16 protein-coding genes are annotated in these 23,198 nt (G+C 51.1%); 12 read left to right on the top strand and 4 right to left on the bottom strand.

Annotation, left to right across the window (positions count from 1 at the left end; all coding sequences use genetic code 11):
* Positions 1-2,349, bottom strand: coding sequence for an ABC transporter permease (locus Q4E93_RS13555; protein ID WP_303585999.1), 2,349 nt, complete (start codon positions 2,347-2,349; stop codon positions 1-3).
* A gap of 140 nt (positions 2,350-2,489) precedes the next feature.
* The gene (locus Q4E93_RS13560) at positions 2,490-2,876 is read right to left on the bottom strand and encodes a winged helix-turn-helix transcriptional regulator (protein WP_303586001.1); all 387 of its coding nucleotides are present in this window, start codon (positions 2,874-2,876) and stop codon (positions 2,490-2,492) included.
* Between the two features lie 148 nt (positions 2,877-3,024).
* On the opposite strand from Q4E93_RS13560, the gene Q4E93_RS13565 reads away from it, so the two are divergent.
* The 7 genes from Q4E93_RS13565 to Q4E93_RS13595 all read left to right on the top strand — a co-directional run bounded on the left by Q4E93_RS13565 (position 3,025) and on the right by Q4E93_RS13595 (position 12,121).
* On the top strand, positions 3,025-3,912 hold the full coding sequence (locus tag Q4E93_RS13565; RefSeq protein WP_303586003.1) for an SDR family oxidoreductase: 888 nt from the start codon (positions 3,025-3,027) through the stop codon (positions 3,910-3,912).
* A gap of 65 nt (positions 3,913-3,977) precedes the next feature.
* Positions 3,978-4,928, top strand: coding sequence for a hypothetical protein (locus tag Q4E93_RS13570; protein ID WP_303586005.1), 951 nt, complete (start codon positions 3,978-3,980; stop codon positions 4,926-4,928).
* Positions 4,929-4,940: 12 nt separating this feature from the next.
* Positions 4,941-7,265, top strand: a complete 2,325-nt coding sequence (locus Q4E93_RS13575; protein WP_303586007.1) for a TonB-dependent receptor — start codon at positions 4,941-4,943, stop codon at positions 7,263-7,265.
* Between the two features lie 2 nt (positions 7,266-7,267).
* A complete protein-coding gene (locus Q4E93_RS13580) occupies positions 7,268-8,053 on the top strand; it encodes a DUF4249 domain-containing protein (protein WP_303586009.1) in 786 nt (261 codons plus the stop codon).
* A gap of 140 nt (positions 8,054-8,193) precedes the next feature.
* Complete coding sequence (locus Q4E93_RS13585) at positions 8,194-8,775, top strand: hypothetical protein (RefSeq protein WP_303586011.1); 582 nt, start codon at positions 8,194-8,196, stop codon at positions 8,773-8,775.
* A 67-nt stretch (positions 8,776-8,842) separates the two neighbouring features.
* Positions 8,843-11,116 carry a CRTAC1 family protein gene (locus Q4E93_RS13590; protein WP_303586013.1) on the top strand — a complete coding sequence of 758 codons (2,274 nt, stop codon included), beginning with the start codon at positions 8,843-8,845 and terminating at the stop codon, positions 11,114-11,116.
* Positions 11,117-11,161: 45 nt separating this feature from the next.
* A complete protein-coding gene (locus Q4E93_RS13595; protein ID WP_303586015.1) occupies positions 11,162-12,121 on the top strand; it encodes an OmpA/MotB family protein in 960 nt (319 codons plus the stop codon).
* Positions 12,122-12,129: 8 nt separating this feature from the next.
* Here the strand turns inward: Q4E93_RS13595 and Q4E93_RS13600 are convergent, their stop codons facing one another.
* Both Q4E93_RS13600 and Q4E93_RS13605 read right to left on the bottom strand, forming a co-directional pair.
* Entirely contained in the window at positions 12,130-14,514 is a 2,385-nt protein-coding gene (locus tag Q4E93_RS13600; protein WP_303586017.1) for an ABC transporter permease, read from the bottom strand.
* Between the two features lie 10 nt (positions 14,515-14,524).
* Positions 14,525-15,715: a putative Ig domain-containing protein gene (locus tag Q4E93_RS13605; protein WP_303586019.1), complete on the bottom strand. Its 1,191-nt coding sequence runs from the start codon at positions 15,713-15,715 to the stop codon at positions 14,525-14,527.
* Positions 15,716-15,981: 266 nt separating this feature from the next.
* On the opposite strand from Q4E93_RS13605, the gene Q4E93_RS13610 reads away from it, so the two are divergent.
* The 5 genes from Q4E93_RS13610 to Q4E93_RS13630 are packed head-to-tail and all read left to right on the top strand — an operon-like array spanning position 15,982 to position 23,194.
* Positions 15,982-16,464 carry a hypothetical protein gene (locus Q4E93_RS13610; protein WP_303586021.1) on the top strand — a complete coding sequence of 161 codons (483 nt, stop codon included), beginning with the start codon at positions 15,982-15,984 and terminating at the stop codon, positions 16,462-16,464.
* 13 nt (positions 16,465-16,477) lie between these two features.
* Complete coding sequence (locus tag Q4E93_RS13615) at positions 16,478-17,890, top strand: class I adenylate-forming enzyme family protein (RefSeq protein WP_303586023.1); 1,413 nt, start codon at positions 16,478-16,480, stop codon at positions 17,888-17,890.
* Positions 17,887-18,180 carry an acyl carrier protein gene (locus Q4E93_RS13620; protein ID WP_303586025.1) on the top strand — a complete coding sequence of 98 codons (294 nt, stop codon included), beginning with the start codon at positions 17,887-17,889 and terminating at the stop codon, positions 18,178-18,180. The genes Q4E93_RS13615 and Q4E93_RS13620 overlap by 4 nt, the downstream gene beginning before the upstream one ends.
* Positions 18,181-18,183: 3 nt before the next feature.
* A complete protein-coding gene (locus Q4E93_RS13625) occupies positions 18,184-22,455 on the top strand; it encodes an amino acid adenylation domain-containing protein (RefSeq protein ID WP_303586027.1) in 4,272 nt (1,423 codons plus the stop codon).
* Positions 22,445-23,194 (top strand): class I SAM-dependent methyltransferase, encoded by a 750-nt coding sequence (locus tag Q4E93_RS13630; RefSeq protein WP_303586029.1) that lies wholly within the window; start codon positions 22,445-22,447, stop codon positions 23,192-23,194. The genes Q4E93_RS13625 and Q4E93_RS13630 overlap by 11 nt, the downstream gene beginning before the upstream one ends.
* Positions 23,195-23,198 lie beyond the last annotated feature (4 nt).

The raw sequence follows: 23,198 nt of genomic DNA on the forward strand, positions 1-23,198 counted from the left end.
CTACTCCGTCCTCAGACTTTTCGTCGGATTCCGCACGGCGGCACGCACAGTATTCAGCCCCACCACCACCAGTGTCAGGAGCAGGATGACGCCACCCACTAAGACAAAGATCCACGGATTGATGGAGATCCGGAATGTATATTTTTCCAGCCAGTTGCTCATGGCCCACCACGTGAGGGGAACGGCAATTATGAATGCCAGCAGCACCAGCCGGAGGAACTCCTTAGAGATAAGCGCCAGCAGCTGCATAACAGACGCGCCCAGCACCTTCCGTATACCGATCTCCCGTATGCGCTTTTCGATCGTAAAGGAAGCCAGTCCCGCCAACCCCAGACAACAGATGAAAATAGCCAATCCTGCAAAGATGTCCGTGATCCGGCTGATCAATTCTTCGGTGAGGAATTTTTTACCGAACTCCCGGTCCACAAAAGAATAGTCGAAAACGGAAGAAGGACTGTATTTTTTGACCAGCGGCTCCATGGCCGCAATGGCTTTCTGCGGGGAAGCTGTCCTGTTCAGCCGGATGCTGATGGTAGCAGTGTTTCCGGGTTGATAATAGATCATCAGAGGATCCACGGGCTTATAGGGACTTTCCATGACAACATTTTCGGTCACACCGATGACCGTGAACTTCCGCCGACCATACCGCAGTACATGTCCGACAGGATGGGTAAGATGCATGGCGTCCACCGCCGCCTTGTTCAATAACATGGTCCCGGAGTCGACAGGCATGCCCGAAAAGTCCTGCCCTTCCAGCATTTTAACCCCCAGCGTTTTGGTATAATCCTTATCCGCGGCCTGCCCGCAGAAAATAATGTCGGTCCCCGCCGGCCGCTCGTCCCAATCCGGTGATGGGCTCCTCCACCAGATATCCGTGACAGGGGAAAGGGTGCGGGTCACCGAGGCTACCATGCCCGTGCCCAGCAGGTCCTGCTTCAGTGCTGTATAGTTCTTCCCCAGGTCCTCTGACTGTGGCATCATGATGAGGTTGTCCGGGTTATAACCCAGGTCCCTGTTCTTTACATACTGCAATTGACGATAGACAATAATGGTGGCAGATATCAGCAGGATGGAGATGACAAACTGACCCACGACGAGGATCCGCCGGGGAAGCACGGCTTTTCGCCCCGCCAGGAACGTCCCTTTCAGCACTTTCACAGGATTAAAGGACGAGAGATAAAAGGCAGGATAGCTACCAGCCACGACCCCGGTGAAGACAATGATGCCAATGACGCCCGCCCAGAAAACAGGATCCCCCGGATGGATCTCCAGGTGCTTTCCTACCATCGTATTGAATGCAGGCAGCAGCGCGAGCACCAGCACCATGGAAAAGAAAAAGGCAATGCAGGTGAGAATGATGGACTCGAAAAGAAATTGCCACCTTAGCTGTCTCCTGTCAGACCCCAGCGTTTTACGGATACCCACTTCTTTCGCTCTTTTCTCAGACCGGGCCGTGCTCAGGTTCATGAAATTGATACAGGCAATCAATAGGATGATGATGGCAATGCCCGTGAATAAACGAACATACTCGATCATGCCGCCGGCATTCTTCCCGTCCTTGAAATCACTGTACAATCGCCACTTGTTCATAGGGAAGGCAAAATAAGTGCTGATCTTGTCCTGGTTGTGCGACCGCATGACCTCGTTTGCCTCTTTTTCAAGCAGGGCAGGTGAGCTGCCCGGTGTCACCTGGACAAATACATTCCAGGAGGAGTTCTGCCATTCAGCCATTTCCCGCTGCATTCCTGAATAATTGAACAGCCGCACAAAGTCGAATTTAAAAGTGGAATTGTCCGGCGGATCTGCCACGACCCCGGTGACCTTCATATTGACGTCATTGTCCACCCGGAGGATCTTATTGACCGGATCTTCTTTCCCAAAAAAAGCCCTGGCCGCCGACTCCGTCAGCACGATAGAGTTGGGGGCCGTAATTGCGGTAGCAGCATCACCCCGGAGGAATTTCCAGGTGAATACATCGAAGAAATGTTCGCTCACCGTATACCCGTTCTTCTTTACCTTTGTCTCTCCATACTGGAAAATATGATCTTCCGGATAAGTCATCTCCACCGCATATTTTATGTTGGAAAAACCGCTGTTCAATGATTTGGCCAGCGGGAACACCATATTTTTATCCGTAAAGACATGATTTTTGAAATCCCGGTTGGCGATCACCTGGTAGATATTATCGTAGTTCCGGTGGCACCGGTCGTAGGCCAGCTCGTCATGCACCCATAAAAAGATCAGGATGCTGCAGGTCATGCCGATGGTAAGACCCAATAGGTTGGATGTTGCAAAACCTTTGTGACGGAACAGGTTCCTCCAGGCGATCTTGAAATAATTCTTGAGCATACGGGAATTGGTTGTTTGATGGATCTTATGCATCCAAGACAATGCCCTTTTGCTATCCCTTGATAATTAATGTAATGTCAACTTATCGGCTGTGGATGTGTTCGTTTTCGATACAGATCCTGTTCGTTTGAAAGGCAGGATCATGCCATCCCGCTGGCCGCCATTTTCTCATACTTTGTCCTCGCCTTTTTGATAGCGGGCATATGCTCGTCCGCCCAGGCCGACAATCGGACAATATGGGGCACCAGGCTCTTTCCTATTTCCGTCAGCTCATACTCCACCCGCGGCGGGATCTCCGGAAATACCGTCCTGGATATGAGCCCATCCGCCTCCAGTGTCCGGAGGGTAGTAGTCAGCATCTTCTGCGAGATGTCCCCGATGGTCTTGTGCAGGCCGTTGAACCGCATCTTTCCGGCCTCACCCAGGATCATGATGATCAGTATCGACCATTTGTCGCCAATCCGGTCCAGCACATTCCTGACAGGGCAGGCAGGGTCAAAGTTGTAATTTTTCAAAATATTTGTCATTTCTTCTGCTTGATTATCAACATTAGTTTCCTCAAAGTAAGTGAGATACGCCCACGTGCCTTCTTGTTCGGCATGATCACTCCTGTTACCTTTGACTTACCAAAAGTAACTAACACTCTTTTAGTAAGCAATAAAAAAATAATAAAAAATGAAAAAGATCCTGGTAACGGGCGCAACGGGCCCCCTCGGAGGCGCCGTAGTTGAAAGCCTCTTAAAAAAGACGTCATCCTCCAAAATAGCTGTTCTGGCCCGCAACGCCGAAAAAACAGCTGGCTTAATAACAAAAGGTGTGGAAGTAAGGGCAGGGGATTATGACAATTACACTTCCCTGGTTGCCGCTTTTAAAGACATCGATAAACTCTATTTCGTATCCGGCAACGACGTCGCCCACCGTATGTCGCAGCATGAAAATGTTGTCCGGGCAGCAAAGGAGGCCGGCGTGCGGCAGGTGATCTATACCAGCATCCCCTACGGAGAACAGCCGGAAACTTCTCCCATCTATTTTGTCCTCAGCTCTCACATTCGGACAGAACAGCTGCTGAAAGCCTCGGGTCTTGTATACACCATCCTTCAGCACAACATTTATACAGATATGATCCCGGTGTTTGCAGGCCCGCAGCTGCTGGAGACGAAAACCATCTACCTGCCCTCCGGCAATGGCAGGACCGCCTATGCCGTGCGCACCGACCTGGCAGAAGCCGGCGCCAATGTCCTGCTGGAGACAACAGATAAATATGATAATAAAATATTACAGCTGACGGGCGCAGAAGCCATTTCATATGACGATGCCGCCAAAAGCATTGCGAAAGCCACGGGTCTGCCCATCACTTACCATTCCCCTTCCCTGGAGGAGTTCAGGACAGCCCTCACCGGCGCCGGCGTCCCATCGGAAATAATCGGCGTGGTAGCCGGGTTCGCCACCGCCATCAAAATGGGCGAACTGGACGGGATCTCGCGTGACCTCGAAGATATCCTGGGCCGCAAGCCGACCACTGCCGCCCAATTCCTGGCAACCGTGTACAACGGCAAAAATTAATTTTTTTCCCGACGGCATAGGGGTGAATGGCTGGTCAGTTGTTCCCTATCTGTAAACCAACAGATATGGATATGCTAAAGACCATTACATTCACCCTTGTCGTATTGCTCATCTATACGAACGTAAACGCTCAAGATCCCCGGCCGCTGAAACACAGTCCGGTGCATGTCGGCCTGGTGTACCCTCTCAGCACCAATGGCCGGCAGGCAAAAGATTACAGCAACAGCTTCTCCTTACACGCCATAACCGGTGTCTCCGGCGCGGAAACAGGTATTACGCTGGCCGGATTTTCCAATCACATTTTTCAATCAGCTCATGGCCTCCAGCTGGCCGGGTTCATGAACACGGTCAGGGATAGCGCAGCCGGGTTGCAGGCCGCGGGCTTCATGAATAGCACCGGTTCCTCGGCAGGCGTGACCATGGCGGGATTTATCAACGTTTCCGGTGACGCAGGCACACAGATAGGTGGTTTCATGAACATCGCCAAAAAAGTAAAAGGCGTCCAGATCGCGGGCTTCATCAATATCGCCGACAGCAGCGACTATCCCATCGCCCTGGTGAACATCATCCGCGATGGAGAAAAGTCCATCGGCGTCAGCACGGATGAGTCCCTCACCAACCTGGTGACTTTCCGCTCCGGTAGCCGTAAGCTATATGGCATCCTGGGCGTCGGCTACAATGGCAAGGATGACAGGGACCTCTATGCCTGGGAAGGCGGGATGGGCGCACATTTCAACATTGCCCGGAACTTCCGGCTGAATACGGAGCTGGTGGCCATCGGCCTGACAGACTTCAAAAAAGGTGATTACTTCCGGGGCGCCCTCAGGGTCCTCCCTTCACTGCGCTTAGGCCGCCACGTTGAAATGTTTGCCGGCCCCAGCTTCAACTACATCCGTAGCGAAAAAGGCAAGGGCGCCGGCCTGGTCACTCATTATACATGGAGCGAAAAAGAGCCCAGCGGCATTCTCCACGGCTTGTATTTCGGCGCCACCGGCGGTATGAACATCATTTTCTAAAAAAAGTTTTATATGCGTTTACTGATTTGTTTATTAGTCCTGTCCCTGCGCCTTCAGGCCCAGGAAATACCTCCCATTGCAAAGCACACCATCAGCGGCACCGTACGGGCAAAAGGCAGCGGCGAAAGTATCCTCCGCGCCACCGTCACCGTGGAAGGGAAAAATATCGGCGTCACCTCCAATGACTATGGCTTCTTCTCCATCACCCTCCCCGACGGGGAATATACGCTGGTCATTTCAGCCATCGGGTGGGAGTCACAACGCATCGACATCAGGCTCCACGACAACCAGCAAATACAGACCGGCCTTGAGCTGCAGGGCGCCCGGCTGCAGGATGCCACGGTCACGGCCCAGGCCCGGGGAAGGAGCATCAGGGGCACCCAGATGGGCGTGGAACACCTCTCCACCAAAGAGATCAAAAATGTGCCCGTCCTCTTTGGCGAAAAGGACGTATTAAAGACCCTCCAGCTGCTGCCCGGCGTGAAGCCGGTGTCCCAGGGCACCAGCGGCCTCAGCGTGAGAGGAGGATCATCGGACCAGAACCTCATCCTCCTGGACGAAGCGCCGGTGTACAACGCGGCGCACCTGCTGGGATTCTTCTCCACCTTTAATTCAGACGCGATCAAGGACGTCACATTGTATAAAGGAGGCATGCCCGCGCAATATGGCGGCCGTCTCTCCTCTGTCGTGGACGTACGGATGAATGATGGCAACAACCAGGACCTCCACGTCAATGGCGGACTGGGCCTTATCTCCGCAAAGATCAACGTGGAAGGACCGCTGCAAAAGGACAGGTCCTCCTTCCTCTTCAGCGCCAGACGTACTTATGCCGATATGTTCCTGAAGCTCTCCAACGACTCATCAGTGAATAAGAACAGCCTCTATTTTTATGACCTGAACGCAAAACTCAATTTTACCCTGGGCGGCAAGGACAAACTTTATCTCTCCGGTTATTTCGGAAGAGACAACATGGCCAGCCAGGACGTGTTCGGCCTCAACTGGGGTAATGCCACCAGTACGCTTCGCTGGAATCACACTTTCGGCCCCCGCTTCTTTTCCAACACATCCCTGATCTACAGTTACTATAACTACAAGCTACGGATCAACAACAACGGCAGCAATTTCAATGTCCTGTCCGAATTGCGGGACTGGAACATCAAAGAAGAGCTGCAATTCTATCTCAACCCCCGCAACAATATCCGCGCCGGCTTCAACGCCATCTACCATACTTTGAATCCCGGTGTCCTCACCGGTGGTGCCAAAAGCGGCGTGAATGATACCTCTTTTCAAAAACGCTTCGGTCTGGAGAATGCCGTCTTTGTCAACAACAGCTGGAAAGCATCGGAAAAATGGAATATTACTTATGGCGCCCGCCTATCTGTCTTCAGCGCCCTGGGAAAGGGTGACTTTTATAAGATGGCGCCCGACGGCAGCATCCTGGATACCCTTCATTACAAGGACGGACAGGTGGTAAAGACCTATGTCAATCCGGAACTGCGGCTGGCGCTCAGCTACCAGCTGGATGCCGCTTCGTCCATAAAGGCGTCGTATGTGGATAACACCCAGAACATGCACCTCATCTCTTCCACCAACGCGGGCTTCCCTACGGATCAATGGGTAGTGAGCAACAACCTGATCAGGCCGGAAAAGTCGCACCAGCTATCATTGGGATATTATAAGAATTTCCGCGAGGATGAATACGAGATGACGGTAGAGACCTACTACAAATCCCTGGAGAACCAGATAGACTATCGGGATGGCGCCAACCTGCTGGGCAACGGCACCCTGGAGACAGAGTTGCTGTATGGTAAAGGCCGCGCTTATGGAGCAGAATGGCTCCTGAGAAAAAAAACAGGCAGGCTCACAGGCTGGGTCGGTTACACCTGGTCGAAGTCACAAAAACAAATAGCCGGCATCAATGAAGGAAAATGGTACAATGCTGTCCAGGACAGGACGCATGATATCTCCGTAGTCGGGATGTATAAGCTCAACACCAAATGGATGCTGTCCGCCAACTGGGTGTATACCACGGGCAATGCCGTGAGCCTGCCCAGCGGTAAATACAAAGAGGACGGCCGGACAGTATACTATTATTCGGAGCGCAATGGCTACCGCATGCCGGCCTATCACAGATTGGATCTTTCGGCCACCGTGCAGCTGAAAGAGAGAAAACATTTTTCATCAGAGCTGGCCTTCGGGGTATATAATGCTTACAACCGTAACAATGCCTTTATCATCACCTTCCGGGACAATAAGACGGACCCCTCCAAAACAGAAGCGGTGCAGACCACCTTATTCGGCGCCGTTCCTTTTATTTCCTACAACTTTAAATTTTAAAAGTGAAACATTCCATTATAACAGCAGCACTCTTGTTCTTGATGGCCTCCTGCCAGAAGGTCATCGACCTGAAAGTAAAAGACGCCAGCCCGAAATATGTCATCGAAGGCAATATCACCAATCTCCCCGGTCCCTATACAGTGACCCTGTCCCGGACCACGCCGTTCAACACATCATGGGAATTCCAGGGGGTAGGTGGGGCCACGGTGACCATCGGCGACAACATGGGTAATAGCGAGACCTTACAGGAGAGCCAGACGGGCATTTACCAGACGACGGGGTTGACGGGCGTGGAAGGAAGGACCTATGCGCTGCACATCACCGTGGGGGGGCAGACCTTCACGGCCTCTTCCACCATGCCGCCCCTGGTGCGTTTCGACAGTTTATACATCCGCGAGCTGGTGAACTTCACCAAAACCGTGAAAGCAGCAGTGCCCGTCTTCACAGACCCGAAAGGGCAGGGCAACGCTTACCGTTTCAATCAGTACATCAATGGCAGGCTGGACAAAGGCCTATACTATCAGAATGATGATTTCACGGATGGCCTGACGAACAGTTTCGCTCTTCTGCAGCCCGACCCCGACAGCACGCTGCACGTCAATGACAGGGTAGAGATCGATATGCAATGCATCGACAAGGCCGTGTATGAATACTGGTTCAGCCTGGACCAATCCTCGAAAGGGGACGGCAACGGCATACCCGCCAATCCCGTCTCCAACATCCAGGGCGGGGCCCTGGGATATTTCAGCGCACATACGTCGCAGCGGCGTTCGCTCCTGGTCAAATAGTTTTCGTATATCCATCAACATCCGCCAGCGGGCGGATCAGTCCGCAACCCAGGCCGGCTATTCATGGCCGGCCCTCTTTTTTTCGATAATCCGTAAACTTTTCTTAATTTGTTGCGGATGAAGCTGTGCTTCCGCGTGAAATGCTGAAAAAGATCACCGCCATACTGCTATTGGGATTATTCCTCTTCAACTGGGCGGGGTACAGGCTGCTGACACTCTTTTTGGAGGCGAGGGCCGATCTGCAGCTGCAAGTGCAGCTTGACGACAACAACTACGAAGTGTCCCAATTGGTGTCCTTAAAGGTTCCCGTTACACATCTGTCCTACTACAACAATTCCAAAGAATTCGAGACCGTCAACGGCAGTATCGAGATGAATGGCGTCCGCTATAAGTATGTCAAGCGTCGTATCTACAATGACTCCCTGGAAGTGCTATGCATACCCGATGCCGCCACCATGCAGCTGAAAGCTGCAAAAAATATTTTTTTCGCGGCTGTCAATGGTCTCCGGCACACCGGGACGCCCGAAAAAAAACAAAGCGCCAATGCCAACGTTGCCAAGGACTTTACCCCCGAATATTATGCGACCCAGGACCTCCTGCTGACAATGAAGGACATCTGGATTTCACTGTCAAAGCGCTATGCCAATAGCCGGTCTCCTCTTTCATCCATGTATGCGCTTGTGCCCGAGCATCCCCCCAAGCCTGCTGCTCCTATAGCCTGATCATTTGTTGTCGATTTTATTGGAGCTAAACATTGGCGGGCGAATGCCCGCTATCATCATTCATTTTATGAGAAAAAAGACCCTTGTAATCACCATTACAGGCGTCGCTGTATTCGTGCTGCTGACGTCATTGACCTACATCTGCGTAAAGAAATACAACAACGATAAAGAGACCCGCCAGCTCTACAGGGCAGGATTGAAAAGAATATTTGATAGGGACAATGCATTCGTTCCCGAAGCGCAGCTTGCTTTCTTTGATTCGCTGGAGCTGCTGCCGTCGATGCCGGGGCAGAAGGCCTTGCTGGTTCAATTATATAAGTCCTCGATCCTGTTGAAATTAGGGCAGGAAAAGAAGGCCATCGATATGCTCACTACCCTGGAGCAAAAGTGTGTGAGCTTTGGAGATTACCGGCTAACCATGAAAGTCCGGAAACAGCTGGGCCTGGCCTACGTGAGGATGGGTGAAAGGAACAACTGCATTGGCAATCACTCTTCCGGATCATGTATCTTTCCCATCAGCGGATCGGGCGTATATATGGACCCGACTGCTTCCCTGAAAGGCATCGAAGCGTATAAAAGAATGCTGCAGCAGGATTCCACTGACCTGGAGGCAAAATGGATGCTCAACATCGCATATATGACCATCGGCGCTTATCCCGGAAAAGTGCCGCGAGGTCTGCTGATCCCGGACCTGGAGGTCGATACCTGCGCTTATAAAGTAAAAGCTTTCGCGGATATGTCCCGTGAACTGAAGCTGAACAATTTCCGGAGTCAGGCCGGAGGCAGCATCGTGGATGATTTCAATAATGACGGATACCTGGATATCGTCACCTCCTCCTGGGACCTGGAAGAGCCCATGCATTTCTTTAAGAACAACGCTGATGGCACATTCTCGGACGTATCGAAACCGTCCGGGCTGGACGCTATAAAGGGCGGACTCAATATCATTCAGGCGGATTATAACAACGATGGCTTCACGGATATACTGGTGCTGCGGGGCGCGTGGCTGGGGCAATTCGGCAATCAGCCCAATACCCTGCTGAGGAATAATGGGGATGGCACTTTCACCGACGTTACGATCGAAAGCGGCATCCTTTCTTTTCATCCTACGCAGACTGCCACCTGGGCGGACTTCAATAACGACGGCTGGCTGGATCTGTTCATCGGGAACGAATCGTTACCCCGGGGATATCCGCATCCTTCCGAATTGTACATCAATAACCATGATGGCACCTTCACGGCCAATGTCGCTGCGCTGGCCGGATGTGAAAAGATCGGCTTTATGAAAGGCGTTACTTCAGGAGACTACAACAGGGACGGCTGGCCGGATCTATTCATATCCTGCCGTGACGGACAAAAGATCTTACTGAAGAATAAAGGGGTGGAAGGGAATATTCCACAGTTTGAAGACGTCACGCATGCAGCAGGTCTGGACCATGAGCTGACATATACCTTCCCCACCTGGTTTTGGGATTATGACAACGACGGCTGGCCGGATATCTTCGTATGCGGCTATCAATTCCAGGGACCGCTGGGAGCCACTGCCGCAGCGGAGGCTCTTAACCTGCAGGTTCCCCCCAATACCAGCCTTATATACCTTTACAGGAACAACCATGATGGCACTTTTACGGATGTTTCCAAACAGGTAGGGCTCGACAAGCCGGTATTTTCCATGGGCTCTAATTTTGGGGACATTGACAACGATGGCTGGCTGGATATGTACCTGGGTACGGGCAACCCTGATTTTGCTTCCCTTGTCCCTAACAGGATGTTCAAAAACATAGGCGGGCAGCAATTTGCGGACGTCACCCGTTCGGCCCGCGTAGGCAACCTGCAAAAAGGCCATGGCGTGGCGTTTGCCGACGTCGACAACGACGGCGACCAGGATGTCTTTGTTGAAGTAGGAGGGGCCTACAAAGGAGATGCCTATTACAATTCGTTTTATGTCAATCCCGGTCAGAATGACAACAACTGGATAAGTATATTATTGGAAGGTGTAAGGTCCAACAGGTCTGCCATCGGGGCCCGCATTTCCGCCAGTTTCATGGAGGACGGCAAAAAAAGGACCGTATATATGGACGTGAATTCAGGGGGAAGCTTTGGCGGCAACCCATTCCGGAAAGAGATCGGGATAGGTAAGGCCACAGTCATCGATGAATTGACCATTCAATGGCCCACGACAAAGACCGTCCAGGTATTCAAGAACGTTGCCGTGCGCCAGTTCCTGAAGATCAAAGAAGGCAGCGATCAGCTGGAAAAAATGGGCCTGGATCGCCTTCAGTTCCGGCCGGATAACCAAAAATTGAACATGATCAGTTGCATACCAGTATCAGGGAAATAGACGTTTGTGTATTACATTTGCGCAGCAATGCTAAACCCTTAAAATATGCGACCCGTCTATTTCTGTCTGGCGATCCTGCCCCCCGTCCTGTTACTGTCTTGTGTCAGCTCCGGCAAATTCAAGGCCATGCAGCAGGAATCCCAAAAGTATGACTCCCTGTACACCTGGTCACAACGCACCCTGAAGACCTGCCAGGAGGATAATACCACCCTCAGGAGGCAAAAATCATCGCTGCAGGACCAGATGAGCAGCCTGAACCTGGAGCTCAATGCCTCTAAGGAAAACAATACGCTTTTGAGAAAGCAATTGCAGGATATCTCAGCGCTGAGCAGCGCCCAGGCGGAAAGTATAAAAAAATCGCTGGACAACATGGGCGCGAATGACATCTTCATCCGGGAGCTGCAGTCCGGAATAAAACACCGGGATTCGGTGAACCTGGCCGTGATAATGAACCTGAAGGCGTACCTGGGCAATCTCGGCGACCAGGACATGCATATAAAGGTGTGGAAGGGTACGGTCTCCGTCGACTTTTCCGACAGCCTTTTATTCAATGGAGACAGCGCGACCTACGCTCTCACGGATAAAGGGAAGGCTGTATTAGGCAGGCTGGCCAGGGCGCTGAACAATGGTCCCGATGTCGAGTTCATGGTCGAAGGGCACACAGACAGCCTTGCGTATCAGCAGGGCGAATTGCTGGACAACTGGGATCTCAGCGCAAAACGGGCGACTTCCGTGGTAAGGATATTGCAAAATCAATATAATATAGCGCCTCAGCGGATGACGGCCGCCGGTCGCAGCGAATATGTCACCGTTGGTCCCAATGATACGCCGGAAGGACGGTCGGCCAACAGGCGTACCAGGATCGTTATTTTCCCCCAGATGGACCAGGTGCTCAGGCTGCTGGAACGTAGTAAACAGGGACAGGCAGAACCAGCAGTCCCCGCCGGGCCGGCTTCTGCACCAGCAGCACCGCCGGCCCCGACGCCGGCTGTCACTGGAGCTTAATGCTATGCCTATTCCGACCGAAGGCTTTTGATGGGGTTCATGAGAGCTGCCCTGATGATCTGGTAACTTACTGTCAGCAGGGTCAAAGCGAATGCTCCCGCCCCTGCCATTACGAATATCCACGGGGAGATGCCCGGCCTGTATTCAAAGTTAAGCAGCCAGTTATGCATAAATATATAGGCTGTGGGTGATGCGATGAGCACGGAGATGAGGACTAGGATGATAAATTCCCTGGACATCAGCCGCCAGAGATGGAAGACGGACGCACCCAGCACTTTTCGTACGCCGACCTCTTTCGTTCTTTGCTCCGCCATAAATGAAGCCATGCCAAACAGTCCGAGACAGCTGATAAAAATGGCAAGGCCGGAGAAAATGCCCGATAGCTTGCCGATCCTTTGCTCGTTCTCGAATTTTTTGGCATATTCCTGATCTACGAATTGGTAGGTGAATGGATAGGCAGGGTTGTATCTGCTGAAGACGGCTGCTATTTGTGCCAGGGCCCTGGATGCATTTATTGCCGGGTTTATTTTCAGGGTGACTGCCCGGTTCTGACCGCCGGATATATGAAAGATCGATGGGCTCACCGACTGGTAGGGCGATTCAAAAACGATGTTGCTAACGATGCCGATCACGTGAAAAGGTTTTCCATCCCACCGGATCGTCTCACCTATAGGATGCTTGGATCCAATGAGCTTCGCCGCGGCCTCATTTAATATGAAAGCGTTCGAGTCCGTTGGGAAATCACGTGAAAAATCACGGCCCTCGATGACCTTCCAGCCAATGGTTTTACCATATTCATAAGTGATATTGCTGATCGCAAAATCAACGGGTAAATTCTGGTCTTTACCTTCCCAGTTGAATTTTGTATCGCCGACATTAAAATCCGTCGTAGTGTTGACGGATGCTCCTATCTCTGTAACTACCTGGGACTGCCGCAACTCCTCCCTGATCGTGTTGAAATTTTTCTGAATATCCGAAGTCACTGGTATGGTGATAAGCCCATTGCTGTCATACCCGATGGGTCGGTTGCGGCTGTATTCGATCTGTCGGTAAACAACGATCGTACCGATCACCAGGATGACGGAAACAGTGAACTGCAATACAACCAATACCTTTCGCGGCAGGGACGCCAGCCTGCCGACTTTGAAAGTTCCTTTCAGCACTTTCACTGGCTGGAAAGAGGAGAGATATAAGGCCGGGTAAAGGCCGGCAATAAGACCGGTAAGCAAAATAAAAGCCAGGTTCGCCAGCCAGAACCCGGGACTCGACCAGGGAATACCCAGCTTCTTACCTGCCACCTCATTAAAGAAGGGCAGGATCAGCAACATCCAGGCCAGAGCGAGGATAAAGGCAAAGGCAACTGCCAGCAGGGACTCGCTGAAGAACTGGCCGATCAGCTGGCTGCGGACCGAACCGATCGTTTTGCGGATGCCCACCTCCTTTGCCCGTTTTTCAGACCGGGCCGTACTGAGGTTCATAAAATTGATACAGGCCAACAGCAGCACGAAGATTCCTATAATGCCAAAAAGCCAGACGTTTTGAATCTGTTCCCTGCTCTTAGCTCCATCATTAAAGGGAGAATATAAATGCCATCTGGGCATGGGATGAAGGAAAACAACAGGCTGTAATACACGGGCTTCTTCAGGCGGCAGCTTTTTTACCCGGAGATCCCTCAACTTATCCGACACCTGCTGCATATCCGCTCCATCATTCAGCCGGACAAAGGTCTGGAACCTGTTATGCGTCCAGGGGTTAGACTCGGTCTTTATCTCCGGTTTCATCATCACATAGAGCTCCCAGGGCGCGATAAAGGAAATATCTTTGAAATCGGAGTTATAGGGCAGATCTTCATAAACACCCGTCACCTTTACGTTCTCCTTATCTTCCATTTTGAGTATCCTTCCGACGGGATCAGCATCTCCATAGATGGCTTTTGCCAATGAAGCAGAAAGTAAAATGGAGGAAGGTTCCTTTAATCCTTCTCTTGATCCCCTTATCATTTGTAAGGAAAGCATGTCCGTCGCTGCTGGCTCCATGAAATTTCCCTTATTCATGAATTTATTCTCGCCATTTGTCAATACATACTGCCTGGTAAATGTAGACATCACCACATACTTGAAATCACTGCCGTAGCTGCTCTTCAGTTCCGCGCCCATCGGGTAGGGGTTATAGGCAAGCGATATCCTTTCGCTGTTGTAATTGTAATTCCACATCACCTGCGCAATATGATCGTGATCCTGGAATTGTGTGTTGAAAGAGAACTCATCGCGGATCCAAAGGCCGATCAGCATGGCGACGGACATTCCGACAGAGAGGCCGGCAATATTGATGAAGGAATGCGCTTTGTGTTTGAAAAGACTACGCAGCGCGATCTTGAAATAGTTTTTTAGCACGGGATAATGTTTAATCGATTTGCAATGTAAAATGGCAGGCAGCCGCGGCATTGGCCGTGTCGGTCGCCGATATCCTTATTGTATACGTTCCTTTCTCCATCGGCGTCCCGGCAAGAACCTTTGTTGCCGGATCGAATTTCAACCAGGATGGCAGCGGACTGCCATTGTCGAGCCCCGCCGACCAGGTCAGCGTCTGGTTGCCGTCATCATCCATGAAGGTACGTTCAGGGATCTGCAGCCGAAAAGACTGTCCCATCTTTGTCTCCTGGTCTCCGGGCGCTACGCTGACGTAGGGTTCAAAATTGGTATGCCGCAGGTTCTCCAGCATCCGGTCGAAACGGACCCAATATATAAAACAGGACTTGGGCCCGGTGCCGCGGGTATAGAACAGGTATTTGTTGTCCGGTGTAACATATTCTCCCCATCGGTGCGCCAGTCCGTTATTGATCAGGGGTCCCAGGGATTTAGGGTTCGTCCAGGTTTTGTCCGGTTTACGGTAGCTGATATACAGCTCACACTGGAATTCTTTTGTTTCTTTGGCGCTGAGGACCATGAAGGATTCGTCTGGCGCGATGAAAAAATCACCGTCAAATCCCGGAGTGTTCAGTGGAACTCCCAGGCTTGCAATGACAGTGTCCTTGCCCTTGATGGAAAAGGTACAAAAATCATAGGTGCTCCAGTCCTTTATATCACCCTGGTGGGCATTGCTGCCTGCATAGCTGATGCCGCTCCGGACAGGCATATAATCATAAAGGCCATAATTCATTTTCAGGTAGATCTCCGGTTCTGTCCAGCCATTGGAAGTCCTGGAGGAGCGGTACACCTCTCCCTTTTGCCGCAGGAAATACAAGGTCTTTCCATCCATAGAAAAGGTGGGCGCGTAGAATTGAGTGTTAAGAACGAACGGGCCATTCCATTTGCCGTTGTCGAACTTCATGTACTTGACTTTTAAGTTCGTATGGCTGAACCATTCCGTATTATGGCTAAAATAGAATTCTTTTCCATCCGGCGAGAAAGCTATTCTGTCTCCGGCCCAGGCGCTTGTGTCAGCCAGCCTGCCGGGAGCAAAGACCCTGGGTGTGTCAGAAGGCAACGGTTCTCCGAGATAAGCATTGCGGTCGTTCCAGAAATTATTTTGTGCATGCAATTGAATGTGTGCACAAAACAAGGCCATCATAGGAAATAAGGTTGACCTGTTCATAATGAAAAATAGATTGTAGTAAAATTATTTTTTAATATTTACTTGTTCAAATTTATTTATTCCCTAAATTTGAAAACAGAGGTCTAATACATTTTAATAGCCGGCATTGCATCGCATGGCTATTTTCATTTTAAGGAAAGATATTACTGTTAATATCTGTAGCGGTAGCTATATGCTTTCACTTAATCATTTATTGTTCCTCTTCATCCTGCTGTACATCAGCTCCTTTTTATAATCCTCCTTTTTCTGGTACGAAGATTTTTAACATGCTCCACCATCACACCGGCAGCCTGGTAGATGACCTTATTGAGTTAGGCGATTCTACCACCTTATTCCTGGAGGCGCTGAGAGGGAATCGCTTACTGGTGACGATCCTGTCCCAGGAAGAGATTTTTCTTTCCGGCCATTGGGTCATTAAAAGAGTGGTCAAGCTTTTTTTCGATACACCTGAAATACCCGTGCTGTATTGTGTCAGCTATCTCAACCGGGATAGCCTGACTGAAGAAGAATACAAATGCCTCGTGGATGACACGCTGCCGATCGGCCTGGTATTCCTGGCACTGAACAATGCCCATTCCATACAAAAGAAAAATATAACCACTATCCAGGAGATCAGCCCTGATCACGCGGCCTTTCTGAATGTAAGATCCCCGAAGATCTTTAGAAAGAAATATGATTATTGGGTCGACGATCGTGAGATAGGCTGCATTTGCGAATTCTTTAATGAAGAATCTTTAGGCCGCGTTTAAAATATCGCTGAACATGCTTATTATCCCCCCGGACGCAGGCGCAAGGCGGCTCCGCGATGACCATGCTATCATTTCCTATGCAGATGTGCCGCAATTGCTGAAAGACCTGGAACTGTTTTTCAAAACCAACGATGAACAGCAGATACATTGTCTGGCATTGACGGCGGAGAACAGCATTACGCGCGTGCTCGTTCTGCTCTATCTTCTTTCGGCAAGGGTCAATTTTTACCTGCAGTCGCCGCATATGACTTCCGGAGGATCGGCTCCTCCTTTTTGCGACCTGCTCCTCTCAGTAGGCGATGATCCCTTCTCTATGGGCCAGACACTGGAGCTCAGAAGGAACCCGGCGCATGCCGGTAAGGGGAATGCCTTCATACCTGGTAATGGGTCTGTCCTTTTTTCTTCTTCCGGCAGTTCCGGCCGGCCGAAGTATATACATTACCGGCAGGAAATGCTGATCCGGAATGCGTATGGCGGCGTGAAAAGGTTTGGGTTCCGCCAACAATCAAGGGTATTGGTACCCGTGCCGGTCGGACACATGTATGGTTTGGGCGTAGGTCTGCTGCCGGCGCTCCTGTGCGGAGCAGAGCTTTGCCTCATAGAAAGGAACAATGTCGTTAAATTCCTGGACAGGATGTCATCATTTCTGCCCGATATAACCCTGATCACACCCACAGTGGCCAAAATGTTATTGACCCTCGGCAAAGCCATTCCTGCAAAAAGCATTTACATCACCGCAGGCGAAAAGATCAGGCAGGACACCTGGCGGAACTTCACATCTGCCTATGGTCCCCTGATCAATCTATACGGCTGTACAGAAATGGGCGCTATTGCCACGACGCCTGTTGATGACAGCCTTCAGGAAAGGAGCGAGGGAATATTGCAGCCCCTGGACGAAGTAGAAGTAAAGATCGCGGGCGGAGAGAAAGGCGAGGTGTTATGCAGGCATCCTGCGGGCTTTGAATGTTATGTCGACAGCAAAGGCGATCGCGTTCCCTCGCCGGCCGCTGCCGACGGCTGGTATGCCACCCGCGATATGGGCGCGGACGCCGGTGACGGCAGATTCACCGTCATGGGAAGAATGGATAATTGCATCAACCGGGCCGGGTTCCTTATTTCCCTGGATGAGGTCGCGTCAATGCTGGAGAACATGTTCCCGGAAATAAGCCAGGCGGTTGTTTTTGAACAGGAAGAAGAAAATGGGCTGGTCACAGGCCTGACGGCTGTCTGCGAACTGGCCAAAGGTTACGAACTGGAAGAAGGACTTGCCAGAAAACGCTGCAGGTCTGGCATGCACAGCCATTTCGTTCCCGATATCATTCATATTGTGCAAGATATGGCCAGGCTGCAAAATGGCAAGCCGGACAGGATCTCTTTGATCGACCAGTATAAAACCATTGTTAAAAATAAAAATCAACGATCATGAAAGCGTTCAATCCGGAAGAGGTAAAGCACCAGTTAAAAGAGATCATTGTCAATGATCTCGATATGAGCATCGATATGCAGGATATTGATGACAATGCGTCTCTTTACGACGATGGATTAGGGCTGGACTCGATCGCGATCATTAATTTCATTGTACTCATTGAAAAAAAGTTTGGCATCAGTTTCAATGAAAATGAGATCAGCGCCCGCTTGTTCAGCAGCATCAATAACCTGGCTGATTTTGTCGGTTCCAGGGCCAGCGTTTCCTCCCAGCCGCTAAAAAGTCTGTAGACAATGCCCAAAGGATTATTTCTAAGTGTGCCGTCCGTCAGTGTCAGCAAAACGCTGACGCCGGTCGTCGACAGCATCGCTGCGAAAGGATATGATATCATTTATTACAACACGGCAGATTTCCGGCCGCAGGGAAAGCATGCATTTGTCTGCCGGGATTATCCTGGATATTTCAATGGCTATTATGCGGATAAGGTGGATGAAAATACCTCCTATTTCCAGTTCGGCGAGATCCTTGTTGACGCGGCGGACTGCCTGACCGGTTTTCTTCAAAAAGAGATCGCCAGGGAGAAACCGGACTTTATCCTCCATTCCCATCTGGCTGTGTGGGGTAAACTAATGGCAGCATATTTCAGGCTGCCTGCGATCACGCTGTACACTACTTTTATACTGGATAAAAGGATCATGCTTCCTTTCTTCCGCAAGATCAATTCCAGCCAACAGAAGGAATTCCATCATGTCAGCGACGCTATCGGGTTTTACCGGAAAAGCCAGGCGCTGTATGACAGGTTGCAATTGCCGGGCCGGCCCGATCTGTGGGACGTCTATATTAATAAAGGCAGCCTTAACCTGTCTTTTATTCATCCCGCATTTCAGCCCCGGAGACAGTTGTTCGGTGAAGATTTTGTTTTTGCCGGATATCCACTGCCCCCGCAGCAGGAGGAAGAAAAGGAAATAATCTATATATCCATGGGGACGATCGTTAATAATTCCAGTTCCTTCTATCGACTCTGCATAGATGTATTAAAGGACTTCGACATTGAATGTGTCCTGTCCGTAGGCTCAAAAGTGGACATCCCGGACCTGGGCGATCTGCCCGGCCATATCACAGTCGTTCCATTCACTGATCAGCTGGCTATGCTGAGAAGAGCCCGGTTGTTCGTGACAAGAGGGGGGATGGCCAGCCTTCATGAAGCCATCGCTACGGCAACTCCTATGATCGTGCTTCCCGTTATACCGGAACAACAGGTGACAGCAGAGAAGGTACAGGAGCTGGGGATTGGCATTCATCTGCCGCCGGCCCGGGTCACAGCTGAAAATCTTCGGAATACCATAAACACAGTGCTCGCCGATGCATCAGGTTATGCCGGCAGGCTGAAGGCGCTTGCCGCTGAAGGCCCGTCCCTGCCCGCAGGGCAGCGCGCGGCCCAGGAGATGGATAAAAAGTTTCGTACCGCCGCAACTGTGGTGGAGTTGTTCCTCCGGGCTGCTGCTGAATTTCCGGAAAAGATAGCCGTGAGATGCGGAGACCGCTTCATCGGGTATCAGGATCTCGACAGGAGGACGGACCAGCTGGCTCTTTATCTCCGGGCGGCAGGTATTCAGCGGGATATCCCCGTTCCGGTGGTCATAGGACGCGATATCAACTGCATAGTCGCCATGCTGGGTGTGATGAAGGCAGGAGGCGTATATGTGCCAATAGATCCGGACTATCCGGAAGAAAGGATCCGCTATTTGCTGGCGGATATGGCCGCTATGCTTGTCCTGGCAGACGGCTCCACCTGTGAAAAGCTGGCGGCATGGGCTCCACAGCAGCTGATCCTGCTGGATGCGGACTGGCCGTTGCCATCCGTTGAAAGACTGCCGCCCACCTGTGATCTGCCGCAGCCGTCCAGCCTTGCCTATATCATTTATACGTCAGGCTCAACGGGAAGGCCCAAGGGGGTCATGGTGCAGCATGACCAACTGACCACCTACCTGCAGGATGTCCGCGCCAGGTTGGAGCTGGATGTGTGCGAAAGCTATGGCCTTCTCGGCACTTTCTCTGCCGATGCAGGACATACTGCTGTATTTGCCGCCCTGTGCTACGGGAAAACCCTTCATATTTTAAACGTTAAAAGCATTGCCAGTCCTGCGGCACTGGCTGGTTATTTTTCGACCTTTCCCATCGATTGTTATAAAACGACCCCGTCCCTGATGGAGTTTTTTCTGCAGCAGGAAAATATCCGCCAGCTGCTCCCGGGTAAAAGACTGATCCTCGGAGGCGAGGCCTGCCCGTGGACGGTAGCCCGCCAGGTGTTCGACCTGCTTCCTCCCGGCTGCGTGTTGTACAATCATTACGGCCCAACAGAGACGACTGTGGGGGTGATCACCTTCCGGTTCCCGGCGGCGGCAGAGCAGTTCCCCCGAGCCATACCCCTGGGGCAGGCCCTGGATCACGTTCAGACCTACGTGCTGGACGAACATCAGCTCCCGGTGCAGGAAGGCGGGAAAGGAGAATTATATATTGGAGGAGATCTGCTGGCCCGGGGATATTGGAACAGGCCAGACCTGACACAGGAGAAATTTATTTTCCGTAACGTAGGAGAAGAAGAAAAAAGATTGTACCGCACAGGCGACGTGGTCCGGGTAACACCGGACGGTCTCCTGGAATACATCGGCCGGACGGACGACCAGGTAAAGATCCTTGGTCACCGGATCGAGCTGAAAGAGATCGAGAATGTCATCCTGCTGACAGGCATGGTGCAGCAATGTGTGGTGACCCTGAAACAACGGGAGAAGGCAGCCAGTTACCTGGCCGCTTATATCAAGCCAGGGACATCCTACAATAAACAAAGGCTGCTGCTCCTCCTTCGTGAGCAGTTGCCCTATTACATGATGCCCGTAAAATGGATCATCATGCAGCAATGGCCGCTGAATTTCAATAATAAGATCGATAAACAGGCTTTGCCCGATCCGGCAGAGGAAAACGACAGGGATGATGTATCTCAGCCGGCAGCGCCCGCCGATGAGTGGGAAGAAAGATTGCTGCTGTTATGGCGGCAGCTGCTGCAACGAAATAACATCGGCCTTGGGGATAACTTCCTTGAATTGGGTGGAGATTCGCTGTTATTGTTAAGGCTCAGCTTCTCCATTTTTGAACAGTTCGGGATCGAGATGCCGGCATCGGAGCTCTTCGACTGCCTGACCGTTGAAGCCCTGGCCGCCCGTCTCAGGGAAAGAGCGGAGACGCATTTTATTGACAATGGGTCGTCCACAATGCCATTCGATCCATCCGCCGCTTCTCACACACAAAGAAACCTCTTTATACAACATAAGCTATATCCGTCGGAAGCTTTCCCCCACTCATCCCTGAGCTTTGAGATCCGGGGGACCATCGATCTCCCCAGGCTGGAGGCCGCCTTCCACAGGATCATCGCGGATAATGAAGCCCTGCGGACGACTTTTGCTTTCGAAAAGGGAAAAGTAATCCTGAGAAAGCTATCGGATTTTCAGTTTCAGCTGGAGGTCTTGTCCTTTCCGGGAACAGAGGTCGATGAAGCTATCCTGTCGGCGACCCGCCCCTTTGATCTTGGCCGGCATCCCCTCCTTAAAGCCTATATACTTGAGCTGGGAGATACTAAAAGATATCTGTATGTGGATATGCCGCATATCTGCTCAGACGGCGAATCCATGAAGATCATACTCGACGGACTGGAAAATCTTTATAATGGATGCAGCTACAGCAGTGAAAAGCTCCAGTACTCCGACGCACTAAGAAGCATTTGTCATTATCAGCAATCCCCACACTTCATCGCGGATGAGCTATACTGGAAGGAACAGACGACCTACGACTTGCCAATACCCCGCTTTCCCGCTTCCGGCCGCAGGGAAGGATCATCGAAATTCGATGGAGTTTGCTTTGTCAGCGAGTTTCCCGCCGAATTATCCTCAGCGGTGGAGCGTTACCTCGAAGGCCGTCATATGACAAGGTTTCAGTTATTGCTGATCGCGTATTGTCTCCTTTTGCATGAGATTACGGCCACACAGGAGCTTGCCGTCATGGTCCCCATACATAACAGGGACAAAGCGGGCTTCGGAGAGATCGTTGGACTGCTCTCCAACGTATTGCTGATAAGAGTGCCCATTCATCCGGACATGAACCTTAATGTCTTTGCCGATGATTGCTCGGACAGGATACGAAAAGCGCTCCGGCATCACCGATATCCATTTGAGAACCTCATAGGTCTTTGGACCGCACATGGGTATGATACGAAGGCTTTGATCACCAATTTCTTCGGCTACCATATCAACAAAGAGGAATACCATTTTGGCGAAGCATCCCTGCGACTGCATATTCCCTTGCGGAACAAAGAGAATCTGCCGCTGTCCGCCGCGGTCTTCGAAGCAGGATCAAGCCTGACGATCAGGCTGTCCTCGACGACAGGCGTCTTTCCCCTGTCCCGGTTGCACCAGCTGGCGGACAGGTATTTCGGTATGCTGCATTGTTTGATGGAAAGTAATGGCAACGAACCTTTAAAAAACATTCATAAAATATATAAATATGGAAAATAGTGCATGGTTTGCAAAAGAGGAAGACTGGATGCTCAAGCGTTCGGTCATTTTTAATAAGAATCTTGTGATGCTGACCTTTATGGAAGTCGAAAGACTGGTCAGATTGCTAGGTGGGCTGCCCAGGGGAAGCCGTGTGCTCGATCTCTGCTGTGGCATTGGCAGGCATTCTCTGGAATTCGCCCGGAATGGATTCGATGTCACAGGAGTGGATATCACAAAACCTTATCTGGAAATTGCAAAAGACAATGCTGACAGGGAAGGGCTTTCCATAAAATTTGTGCACAGTGATATGAAAGATTTTTGTCAGCCCGGCGCCTTCGACCTGGTGGCCAACCTGTGTACTTCCTTCGGATATTTCGAGGACATCAATGACGACCTCCTGGTATTGAAGAATGCATGGATGTCACTGGCGCCAAACGGGAAATTTATTATCGAGATCCTGGGTAAGGAGGTCATAGCATCCACCTTCCGTAAAGTGGAAGAGCTTGAGTACGACGATTGCAGGGTCGTTGCGGAGAGCACCATCCTCAATGACTGGAACCTGCTGGAGTGCAAACGGACGATCACCCGGGGCGATTCCTCGGATGAGATCACTGCTTATCACCGGCTGTACTCCGCCACAGAGCTGAAAGGTCACCTGAAAGAAGCAGGTTTCAGGAACATTAAAGTATATGGAAATTTTGCCGGGGCGCCTTACGACAACCACGCAAGATCCATGATCATGGTAGGAGAAAAATAATTTT

It is taken from the genome of Flavitalea plasmicola, from assembly GCF_030546645.1.
GTDB lineage: Bacteria > Bacteroidota > Bacteroidia > Chitinophagales > Chitinophagaceae > Puia.

Coding starts and splice junctions, on each gene's coding strand:
- Q4E93_RS13555 (WP_303585999.1), bottom strand. CDS start 2,349: ATGCTCAAGAATTATTTCAAGATCGCCTGGAGGAACCTGTTCCGTCAC.
- Q4E93_RS13560 (WP_303586001.1), bottom strand. CDS start 2,876: ATGACAAATATTTTGAAAAATTACAACTTTGACCCTGCCTGCCCTGTC.
- Q4E93_RS13565 (WP_303586003.1), top strand. CDS start 3,025: ATGAAAAAGATCCTGGTAACGGGCGCAACGGGCCCCCTCGGAGGCGCC.
- Q4E93_RS13570 (WP_303586005.1), top strand. CDS start 3,978: ATGGATATGCTAAAGACCATTACATTCACCCTTGTCGTATTGCTCATC.
- Q4E93_RS13575 (WP_303586007.1), top strand. CDS start 4,941: ATGCGTTTACTGATTTGTTTATTAGTCCTGTCCCTGCGCCTTCAGGCC.
- Q4E93_RS13585 (WP_303586011.1), top strand. CDS start 8,194: ATGCTGAAAAAGATCACCGCCATACTGCTATTGGGATTATTCCTCTTC.
- Q4E93_RS13590 (WP_303586013.1), top strand. CDS start 8,843: ATGAGAAAAAAGACCCTTGTAATCACCATTACAGGCGTCGCTGTATTC.
- Q4E93_RS13595 (WP_303586015.1), top strand. CDS start 11,162: ATGCGACCCGTCTATTTCTGTCTGGCGATCCTGCCCCCCGTCCTGTTA.
- Q4E93_RS13605 (WP_303586019.1), bottom strand. CDS start 15,715: ATGAACAGGTCAACCTTATTTCCTATGATGGCCTTGTTTTGTGCACAC.
- Q4E93_RS13610 (WP_303586021.1), top strand. CDS start 15,982: ATGCTCCACCATCACACCGGCAGCCTGGTAGATGACCTTATTGAGTTA.
- Q4E93_RS13615 (WP_303586023.1), top strand. CDS start 16,478: ATGCTTATTATCCCCCCGGACGCAGGCGCAAGGCGGCTCCGCGATGAC.
- Q4E93_RS13620 (WP_303586025.1), top strand. CDS start 17,887: ATGAAAGCGTTCAATCCGGAAGAGGTAAAGCACCAGTTAAAAGAGATC.
- Q4E93_RS13625 (WP_303586027.1), top strand. CDS start 18,184: ATGCCCAAAGGATTATTTCTAAGTGTGCCGTCCGTCAGTGTCAGCAAA.
- Q4E93_RS13630 (WP_303586029.1), top strand. CDS start 22,445: ATGGAAAATAGTGCATGGTTTGCAAAAGAGGAAGACTGGATGCTCAAG.